The organism is Roseovarius halophilus (ex Wu et al. 2025), from assembly GCF_047086965.1.
Genome location: NZ_JBKOTX010000210.1, coordinates 1 through 8,570, shown reverse-complemented (window position 1 = coordinate 8,570; position 8,570 = coordinate 1). Strand labels below are relative to the sequence as shown.

The window sequence follows — 8,570 nt, the reverse complement described above, 5'->3', positions numbered from 1 at the left end:
CCCGCCGAGCGCCACGACACCCACCTGGATGAAATAGGTCAGGAAGATTGTCCGCTGGTCGGCGCCCAGCGTGCGCAGGGTGGCGATGATCCGGGTCTTGCCCGCCAGCCACGCGCGCAGCGCGGCCGAGATGCCCACGCCGCCGACGGCAAGCCCCGACAGCCCGACCAGCACGAGGAACGCGCCCAGCCGGTCGACGAATTCGGCCACGCCGGGCGCGCCGTTGCGCGCGTCGCGCCAGCGCATCCCGCCGGTTTCGAATGTCTGCTCGGCCTGTTCCTTGGTTGTCGCCAGATCGGCGCCGGCCGGCAGGTCGAGCCGGTATTTCGAACTGAAAAGCGTGCCGGGCGCGAGCAGGCCCGAGCCGTCCAGCGCCGGGGTGGCAACGATGGTGCGCGGCCCGAGCCCGAAGCCTGCGGTGGCGTTGTCCGGCTCGGCCCGCAGGGTCGCCATCAGCCGGAAATCCTGCGTGCCGAGGCGGAAACTGTCCCCCGGTTCGAGATCCAGCCGTTCGCTCAGCGCCGGGTGCATGACGGCGCCGGGTTGCCCGTCCCTCCCCGCCAGTGCACTGTGCAGCGGCATGTCGGGGGTCAGCCGCACGCGGCCGATCAGCGGATAGGCGGCGTCCACCGCCTTGACCTGCGTGAGCCCGCGTTCCCCGCCGGGGGTGACGGCCATGGAGCGGAAATCGACGACTTCGGACACGGCGGTTGCCGTGGAGCGCATCCACGCGCGTTCCTCGTCCGAAGCGAAACGGTAGGTCAGTTCGATCTCGGCATCGCCGCCGAGCAGCGCCGCGCCTTCGCGGGCAAGCCCGGTGGCGATGCTTTCGCGGACGGTGCCCACGGCGGCGATGGCGGCCACGCCGAGGATCACGCAGCCGAGAAAGACGCGAAACCCCTGCAGGCCGCCGCGCAATTCCCGCCGCGCGAGGCGGAAGGCCAGCCGCAGCTTGCTCATGCCGCTGCCCTGCTCATGCGCCCGTCGTCAAGGGTGATGACCCTGTCGCAGCGCGCGGCGAGGTCGGGGGCGTGGGTGACCAGCACGAGCGTCGCGCCATGCCGGTCCCGCAGGTCGAAGAGCAGGTCGATGACGGCGGCGCCGTTGGTGCTGTCGAGGTTCCCGGTGGGTTCGTCGGCCAGCACGATATCCGGCCGCGGCGCAGCCGCCCGCGCCAGCGCCACGCGCTGCTGTTCGCCGCCTGACAGTTGCGAAGGATAGTGCCCCGCGCGATGCGCCAGCCCCATCGCGGCCAGTTCCTCGGCCGCGCGGTCGCGCGCGTCGGGCTTGCCGGCCAGTTCCAGCGGGGTCGCCACGTTTTCCAGCGCGGTCATCGTGGGGATCAGGTGGAAGCTCTGGAAAACGATACCGAAATGATCGCGCCTGAGGCGGGCCAGCGCGTCCTCGTCCATGCCCGTGAGGTCGTGTCCAAGCGCGCTGACATGGCCGCCCGTGGCCTGCTCGAGCCCGCCCATCACCATCAGCAGGGAGGATTTGCCCGAGCCTGACGGCCCGACAAGGCCCAGTGTCTCGCCCCGGTGGACATCCAGCGTGATCCCGTGGAGTATCGAGACGGGGCCCGCGTTGCCCTGCAGCGACAGCGAGACACCGGACAGCGAAAGGACGGGATCGGACATGGGAATGCGCCTGTTTGGAAACCTTCACGGCCCATATGGGCCGCGTGCCTGCCTGAGCAAGGTATTGGCCGCGTTTCTTTTTCTGGCGACTCCCGCTTGCGCCGCCCAGACGACGGTACTGGCGCTCGGCGACAGCCTGACCCAAGGATACGGCCTGCCCGAGGCGGAGGGGTTCGTGCCGCAACTGGCGGCTTGGCTGGACGATCATGGCGCCGAGGCACGGGTGATCAACGGCGGCGTGTCGGGCGATACCAGCGCGGGCGGGGCGGCGCGCGTGGCGTGGAGCCTGACCGACGAGGTGGACGCGATGATCGTGACGCTGGGCGGCAATGACATGCTGCGCGGGATCGACCCCGCCGTCACCAAGGGCAACCTCGCCACCATCCTTGACGCGGCGGCGGCGCGGGATGTCGCGGTTCTGCTGGTCGGGATGCGCGCGCCGGGGAACTTCGGGCCCGACTACAAGCGCGCCTTCGACAGCCTTTACCGCGAGTTGGCCGGGGCGCGCGACATCCTGTTCTTCGAGGATTTCCTGAAAGGGCTGGGCGAGGGCACGCCGGACGAGCTTGCCGAATTCCTGCAGCCTGACGGGATCCATCCCAATGCCGCGGGAGTCCGGCGCATCGTCGAGGCGATCGGGCCGGCGGTTCTGCGGCTGATCGAGGCTGCCAAATGAAAAGGGCCCCGTCGCGGGGCCCAGATCAAGCGATATGTCGTCGGCTTATGCCAGCGCGATGTTCGATGCCGCTTCGCGGCCGTCGCGGCCGGCCTCGACATCGAAGGTCACTTTCTGGTTGTCGGCCAGCCCGGTCAGCCCGGCGCGTTCCACGGCCGAGATGTGCACGAACACATCCTTGCCGCCGCTCTCGGGCGCGATGAAGCCGTAGCCTTTGGTGGTGTTGAACCATTTTACGGTGCCATTGGCCATTCCGTATCTCCTTGTTCGTTGCTGTCCGCGGGATTGCGACAGCGCGGCTAAGTCATAGCAAGATCGAGTGACTGAGCCTTGAAGGAGTCAGATGGTCGATAGTGGTAACGTCGCACACCTCTATATGCGCGCCGTGGCGAGTCGGTGCAAGAGAAAATTGCGACACCGGCGTGCGCTGTGAAAAGGGCGGGGGCCGGCCCCCGGCCTCAGATCACGGTCACGACGGTGCCGACCGGCACCCGCTGATAGAGGTCGCGCACGTGATCGTTCAGCATCCGGATGCACCCATTCGATACCGAGCGGCCGATCGATTCGGGCGCGTTGGTGCCGTGAATGCGGAAATAGGTGTCGACACCGTTCTGGAACAGGTAGAGCGCGCGCGCGCCCAGCGGGTTTTCCGGGCCGCCGGGCTGGACGTAATCGTTGCCCTTGAACCGGGCATAGGTGCGCGGTTCCCGTTCGATCATCTGGTCGGTGGGGCGCCAGGTGGGCCATTTCCTCTTGACGTCGATCGTGGCGGTGCCGGTGAATTGCAGGCCGGCCTTGCCCACCCCCACGCCATAGCGCAGCGCCCGGTTGGGGCCCGTCACGAAATACAGGAAATGTGCGCGCGGCATCACCAGCAACTGGCCCGGTCTGAAACGGGAACTTATCCGCACGTCCTGCGGCTGGAATCTCTTGTCCAGCTCAAAGGCCTGAACGCCCGAGGGCACGGCGGCGGCGGCGGCCAAGGTCAGGAAATGGCGGCGATGAATCATGACGGGCGTCTCCTAGTCTGAATGGCGGGACGATATCCTGCCATCGCGCGGGGAGAAAATCAAAAGCCGGTGACCCAGGCCTCGGCGGTGGCGAGTGTCGCTTTTCGGTCGCGCGGGGCGCGGGCGCGGCACGGGCGGTTTCACGCCGGTAGCGCGTCGGTGCATCGCGCGGCCGGGCGAGGGGGCGTTAACCCGGCCGAGGCAGGCTGTCCCGGCACCGAGAACAGGAGGACGGCATGGCGCGCATGACCAAGACCGAGAGGCTGGCCCGCGAGGGGCTGCTGAAGAACCTGATCCACCTCGATCGCGAGGGCTGGATCGACAGCGCGCTCGCCGATGAAATCCCCGAGGCGTGGCACACGCTGGAGGCCGACGTGGACGTGGAAGAGAAGAAGGAGAAGGTGACGCTGTACCTCGACCGGTCGGTGGCGAAATTCTACCGCGCGATGGGCAAGGGCTATCAGGCGCGGATCAACCGGATACTGGCGACATGGGCGCAGATGAAGATCGCCGGCGCGCTGCGAATGGAGGACCGGCTGGAAAGCCGGATCACGCCCGAACGCGATTAGGCGGTTTCGGGCGTCGCCGCCTCGGCGCGGGTGCCGGCATCGCGGCGGCGGCGCGGGCGCCGGGCGGCCAGGGCCATCACGGTGAGCGGCATGCCCAGCCCGATGGCGAAATAGAGCGCGACGGCCGTCCCGCCGCCGAGACCGAAGAAAACCCAGCCCGCGAGCGCCGACACGGTGCCGGTGAGCGCGCCGAGAATGAGGGCAGCAATGGCCATGACCGGTGCCTTTCCTTGGTGTGCGACGCCCCGAGGAAAGCGGGGGAATGGGGCAGGAATGCGGCGGGGGCGGTGCATTTCATGGGCGCGCCCGCGCTCAGATGCCGGCCCAGTCGGTGAAACGGAAGGGCCGGGGCGGCCGCGGGCCGGGCACGGGCACACCCGCAAGGTCCTGGCCTGGCGCATCTCGAACACACTGGAAGCCGAGTTCTGCGTCGAAGCATTGAACGAGGCCATTCACAAGTTCGGCTCGCCCGAGATCATGAACACCGATCAGGGCAGCCAGTTCACGTCCTTTGCCTGGACGGACCGCTTGCGCCGGACCGGCGTGCGTATCTCCATGGATGGGAAAGGCCGGTTCCTCGACAACATCTTCATAGAGCGGCTGTGGCGGACGCTGAAATACGAATGCGTCTACCTGCATGCTTGGGAAACCGGCTCGGAGGCAAAGGCAGGCATCCGAAAATGGATGACCTTCTACAATCACCAACGCCCACACTCAGCCCTTGGCGGCAGGCCACCCGCCGTGGTCTATTGGCTGAGAAATGACAAAACCCAAACCCATCAGCAGGTGCAAAGAAAAGCTTAATCTACGCCAGATCCTGTCCAAGGATCAGGGAGTAGCTCAACCAAACCAAGGAGATTCTCGAAAAAACTGTCACTGCACACCGTAACACGCCATGCGCAAAATGAAGCATACGAAGTACCACCCTGCAAGCATTGCGCGCCTGAGAGTTATGGAATGACCGATATTAAAGCTGAGTTATTGACTTTTGATATTTTTTAATTTCTGGACGCACGTCCTGCAAAAAAGTGAAGACGAGAGGAAAGAACGGGATGGCGACTTCTTTCGGAAATTGCTGGGTAGCTACCACAATGAAGCCGGCCATCATGTTTTTTTCCTCGGAAAATAGTCTTGAGTCTTCTGGCGGATTACTGCGTCCAAACTTAAAACTTGTATTGTGGCGGAGCCTGTTCAGAGCATAGTGATAATCGAATAGCCATTCGTACTCAGTTTGGTTTTCGGTGGAATACAAGGTTTCAGAAATGGGCTTCATGTCGATCCGCAGACTTAGCAGCTCGGCAAGTTCTGAAGCTCGGTACGCATGAAAAGAAAATTCGAAAAGTTCTTCTACCGCATGATGTTTTGGTAAATCGAACCAAGCCTCTGGCCATACTGCTCTCGTGAAGCCGTACAGCCTTAACGCAAGCCGCTCAGCGGCTTTCCCATGAATGCTAAATGTAAAAGCATGATCCGTAGGATGTTTATGCTTAACCATTTTGTAGGACCGATTTACTACCGCACGAATTTCTTGTGCTTGATCCGCTTTGGTTCCAGCGCGTCCGGGCCCAGCCGGCGTTTCTTGTCTTCCTCGTAATCCTCGAAGTTGCCTTCGAACCATTCCACGTGCGCCTCGCCCTCGAAGGCGAGGATGTGGGTGCAGATACGGTCGAGGAAGAAACGGTCGTGGCTGATGACCACCGCGCAGCCGGCGAAATCCACCAGCGCGTCCTCGAGCGCGCGGAGCGTCTCGACGTCGAGATCGTTGGTCGGCTCGTCCAGCAGCAGCACGTTGCCGCCCGATTTCAGCAGGCGGGCCATGTGCACCCGGTTGCGTTCCCCGCCCGAGAGCAGGTTGACCTTCTTTTGCTGGTCGCCGCCCTTGAAGTTGAAGGCCGAGACATAGGCGCGGCTGTTCACCTCGGCATCGCCCAGATGGATGATGTCGTTGCCGCCCGAAATGACCTCCCACACGGTCTTGTCATCGGGCAGCGCGTCGCGTGTCTGGTCCACGTAGCTGAGTTCGACCGTGTCGCCGAACTCGATCGTGCCCTCGTCGGGGCTCTCCTGCCCGGTGAACATGCGGAACAGCGTCGTCTTGCCCGCGCCGTTGGGGCCGATCACGCCGACGATGCCGCCCGGCGGCAACGAGAAGTCGAGATCCTCGATCAGCAGCTTGTCGCCCATGTGTTTCGTCAGGCCGTTCACCTCGATCACCTTCTGGCCGAGGCGCGGCCCGTTGGGAATGACGATCTGCGCGCGGCTGATCTTTTCGCGCTCCGACTGGTTGGCCAGTTCGTTGTAGGCGTTGATCCGGGCCTTCTGCTTGGCCTGCCGGGCCTTCTGGCCCTGCCGCATCCATTCCAGTTCGCGCTGCAGCGTCTTCTGGCGCGACTTGTCCTCGCGCGCCTCCTGCTCCAGCCGTTTCTGCTTCTGTTCCAGCCAGCTTGAATAGTTGCCCTCGTAGGGGATGCCGTGGCCCCGGTCGAGTTCGAGGATCCAGCCGGTGATGTCGTCGAGGAAATAGCGGTCGTGCGTGACGATCAGGATGGTGCCCTTGTAGTCGATCAGGTGCTGTTGCAGCCACGCGATGGTTTCGGCGTCGAGGTGGTTGGTCGGTTCGTCCAGCAGCAGCATGTCGGGCGCTTCGAGCAGCAGCTTGCAGAGCGCGACGCGGCGCTTTTCCCCGCCCGAGAGCGTGGTGACATCCGCGTCGTCCGGCGGGCAACGCAGTGCCTCCATGGAAACGTCGATCTGGGCGTCGAGATCCCACAGGTTCTCCGAGTCGATCTCGTCCTGCAGGGTGGCCATCTCGTCGGCGGTTTCGTCCGAGTAGTTCATGGCCAGCTCGTTGAAGCGGTCGAGCTTGGCGCGCTTGGCGGCGACGGCGTCCATCACGTTCTCGCGGACGGTCTTGGCCGGGTCGAGCTCGGGCTCCTGCGGCAGGTAGCCGACCCTGGCGCCCTCGGCCGCCCATGCCTCGCCCGTGTAGTCGGTGTCGAGACCGGCCATGATCCGCATCAGGGTCGACTTGCCGGCGCCGTTCACGCCGACGACGCCGATCTTCACGCCGGGCAGGAAGCTGAGGTTGATGTTCTCGAAGCATTTCTTGCCGCCGGGATATGTCTTGGAGACACCCTGCATGTGATAGACGTATTGATAGGCTGCCATTGGCTGTGCTCTCATTGATCCGGAATATGATGTTGGCAGACATGTAACCGGGGCGTGCAATGAATTCAAACGGCGAAAGGACAGGGGGCTGCAGGCACCGGGCCGACAGATGACGACGCTTGTCAGGGCGCTCGTGGTGCTGGTGCTCCTCGGGGGCTGTGCCGATCTTTCGGCCACGCGGCTGGCCGCGCCGCCCAACCTTTACTCGGCGGGCGACAACTACCCGGCCGCGTCCATCCCGCCCGCGTTCCGCAATGTCACGCCGGAGGTGCTGTACGTGACCGACCGGCGACCCGAGGCGGGGGCGCCGGGCGCGGGGGCGGCATACGGCGCCGCGCGCAGCGATTCTGTCGCGCTCGGGGCGGCGCGTGTGCGCTTCGGCTCTGCCGAGGACTGGCCGGCGCTGGTGCGGCGCACCCATGCCGACGCGGGCGAGCCCATCACGCGGTTGGCCGTCACGTCGACAAAAGAGCTTGTCCGCTTGCCCGAAACGCCGTTGCCCTTCGGGCGTCGCGGCGGGCGGTTTCGCGTGCTGCCAGAGGCGCGTGAGGCCTATGACGCGGCCACGCGCCACATGCAGGCCGAGATCGCCGCGCGCCTGCGGACAACGGGCCAGCGCTCGGTTCTGGTCTACATCCACGGGGTCAACACCGAATTCGGCGGTGCCGTGGCGACCACCGCCAACCTGTGGCATTACGCGGGCCGCCAGGGGGTGCCGGTGGCGCTCACATGGCCCGCGTCGGATACCGGGTTGCTCAAGTATTTCCGCGACGTGACGACCGGCGATTTCTCGGTCTTTCACGTCAAGCAGTTCCTGCGTGCCCTTGCCGGGGTTCCGCGCCTTGAGCGGATCGATATCATCGCCCATTCGCGTGGCACCGCGATCATGACCACCGCGCTGCGCGAGCTTCTGATCGAGGTCCGCGCGGCGGGGCACAACCCCCGGCAGGCGATGAAGACCGGCACCCTGATCATGGCGGCGCCGGACCTTGATGTCGGCGTGGCCCGCCAGCGGCTGATCGCGGAGCGTTTCGCCGACGGCTTCGAGCAGATCAATATCTACGCCAACGACAACGACCGGGTGCTGAACCTGTCGCGGATCGTGCGGTCGGCGGCGCTGCTGGGGCGGTTGGATGCCCGGGATTTCGAGGCGGACGAGATCGCCAGCCTGACGCGGGCCGGGAATGTCCATTTCATCAAGGTTGCGTCGGCGGGCGCGGGTTTGGGTCATGCGTATTTCCGCGCGAACCCGGCCGTGATGTCCGACATGGCGTTGACGCTGCGCAGTCGCGCCGCGCCGGGATCGACCTTTCGGCCCTTGGTGGCCGAGACCGGCAATATCTGGCGCCTTGACCCGGACTATCCGGCCGGCCCGCTGCCCGACGTGCTCGATGTCGGCGCGGGTGGCGGGCGTCGGCCGAGAACACGCCCGGCAGCGTGACGAACCCGCCCTCGATCTGCCGTGGGGCGGCCGTCCAGTCCGCAAAGCCCGGCCCGGCCCGGAAACTGA

10 protein-coding genes and 1 pseudogene are annotated in these 8,570 nt (G+C 65.2%); 4 read left to right on the top strand and 7 right to left on the bottom strand.

Translation table 11 applies throughout. The features are described 5' to 3' along the window. Both ACH107_RS26970 and ACH107_RS26965 read right to left on the bottom strand, forming a co-directional pair. The coding region (locus ACH107_RS26970; protein WP_412508751.1) for an ABC transporter permease at positions 1-960 on the bottom strand (960 nt) is incomplete at its 3' end. After that, positions 957-1,637: an ABC transporter ATP-binding protein gene (locus tag ACH107_RS26965; protein WP_412508750.1), complete on the bottom strand. Its 681-nt coding sequence runs from the start codon at positions 1,635-1,637 to the stop codon at positions 957-959. The genes ACH107_RS26965 and ACH107_RS26970, both read right to left, overlap by 4 nt. On the opposite strand from ACH107_RS26965, the gene ACH107_RS26960 reads away from it, so the two are divergent. Further along, positions 1,636-2,313 carry an arylesterase gene (locus ACH107_RS26960; protein ID WP_412508749.1) on the top strand — a complete coding sequence of 226 codons (678 nt, stop codon included), beginning with the start codon at positions 1,636-1,638 and terminating at the stop codon, positions 2,311-2,313. The genes ACH107_RS26965 and ACH107_RS26960 overlap by 2 nt on opposite strands. Positions 2,314-2,358: 45 nt before the next feature. Here ACH107_RS26960 and ACH107_RS26955 read toward each other — a convergent pair whose 3' ends face one another. Together ACH107_RS26955 and ACH107_RS26950 are read right to left on the bottom strand one after the other, a co-directional pair. Continuing rightward, positions 2,359-2,565 (bottom strand): cold-shock protein, encoded by a 207-nt coding sequence (locus ACH107_RS26955; RefSeq protein ID WP_412508747.1) that lies wholly within the window; start codon positions 2,563-2,565, stop codon positions 2,359-2,361. A 206-nt stretch (positions 2,566-2,771) separates the two neighbouring features. Further along, a complete protein-coding gene (locus tag ACH107_RS26950) occupies positions 2,772-3,323 on the bottom strand; it encodes a L,D-transpeptidase (RefSeq protein WP_412508746.1) in 552 nt (183 codons plus the stop codon). 236 nt (positions 3,324-3,559) lie between these two features. Between ACH107_RS26950 and ACH107_RS26945 the strand changes: the two genes are divergently transcribed. Then, positions 3,560-3,892, top strand: coding sequence for a BrnA antitoxin family protein (locus tag ACH107_RS26945; RefSeq protein ID WP_412508745.1), 333 nt, complete (start codon positions 3,560-3,562; stop codon positions 3,890-3,892). Here ACH107_RS26945 and ACH107_RS26940 read toward each other — a convergent pair. Continuing rightward, on the bottom strand, positions 3,889-4,107 hold the full coding sequence (locus ACH107_RS26940; RefSeq protein ID WP_412508744.1) for a hypothetical protein: 219 nt from the start codon (positions 4,105-4,107) through the stop codon (positions 3,889-3,891). The genes ACH107_RS26945 and ACH107_RS26940 overlap by 4 nt on opposite strands. Positions 4,108-4,267: 160 nt before the next feature. Between ACH107_RS26940 and ACH107_RS26935 the strand changes: the two are divergent. After that, a pseudogene (locus ACH107_RS26935) lies at positions 4,268-4,696 on the top strand (transposase); the annotation flags it as partial. Between the two features lie 163 nt (positions 4,697-4,859). Here ACH107_RS26935 and ACH107_RS26930 read toward each other — a convergent pair. Then, positions 4,860-5,387, bottom strand: a complete 528-nt coding sequence (locus ACH107_RS26930) for a hypothetical protein (RefSeq protein WP_412508743.1) — start codon at positions 5,385-5,387, stop codon at positions 4,860-4,862. Between the two features lie 17 nt (positions 5,388-5,404). Beyond that, positions 5,405-7,060, bottom strand: coding sequence for an energy-dependent translational throttle protein EttA (gene ettA / locus ACH107_RS26925; RefSeq protein ID WP_412508742.1), 1,656 nt, complete (start codon positions 7,058-7,060; stop codon positions 5,405-5,407). A gap of 109 nt (positions 7,061-7,169) precedes the next feature. Here ettA and ACH107_RS26920 point away from each other — a divergent pair, with 109 nt between their 5' ends. Then, the gene (locus tag ACH107_RS26920) at positions 7,170-8,501 is read left to right on the top strand and encodes an alpha/beta hydrolase (protein ID WP_412508740.1); all 1,332 of its coding nucleotides are present in this window, start codon (positions 7,170-7,172) and stop codon (positions 8,499-8,501) included. Positions 8,502-8,570: the final 69 nt, after the last annotated feature.

Coding starts and splice junctions, on each gene's coding strand:
- ACH107_RS26960 (WP_412508749.1), top strand. CDS start 1,636: ATGGGAATGCGCCTGTTTGGAAACCTTCACGGCCCATATGGGCCGCGT.
- ACH107_RS26940 (WP_412508744.1), bottom strand. CDS start 4,107: ATGGCCATTGCTGCCCTCATTCTCGGCGCGCTCACCGGCACCGTGTCG.
- ACH107_RS26965 (WP_412508750.1), bottom strand. CDS start 1,637: ATGTCCGATCCCGTCCTTTCGCTGTCCGGTGTCTCGCTGTCGCTGCAG.
- ACH107_RS26920 (WP_412508740.1), top strand. CDS start 7,170: ATGACGACGCTTGTCAGGGCGCTCGTGGTGCTGGTGCTCCTCGGGGGC.
- ACH107_RS26950 (WP_412508746.1), bottom strand. CDS start 3,323: ATGATTCATCGCCGCCATTTCCTGACCTTGGCCGCCGCCGCCGCCGTG.
- ettA (WP_412508742.1), bottom strand. CDS start 7,060: ATGGCAGCCTATCAATACGTCTATCACATGCAGGGTGTCTCCAAGACA.
- ACH107_RS26945 (WP_412508745.1), top strand. CDS start 3,560: ATGGCGCGCATGACCAAGACCGAGAGGCTGGCCCGCGAGGGGCTGCTG.
- ACH107_RS26955 (WP_412508747.1), bottom strand. CDS start 2,565: ATGGCCAATGGCACCGTAAAATGGTTCAACACCACCAAAGGCTACGGC.
- ACH107_RS26930 (WP_412508743.1), bottom strand. CDS start 5,387: ATGGTTAAGCATAAACATCCTACGGATCATGCTTTTACATTTAGCATT.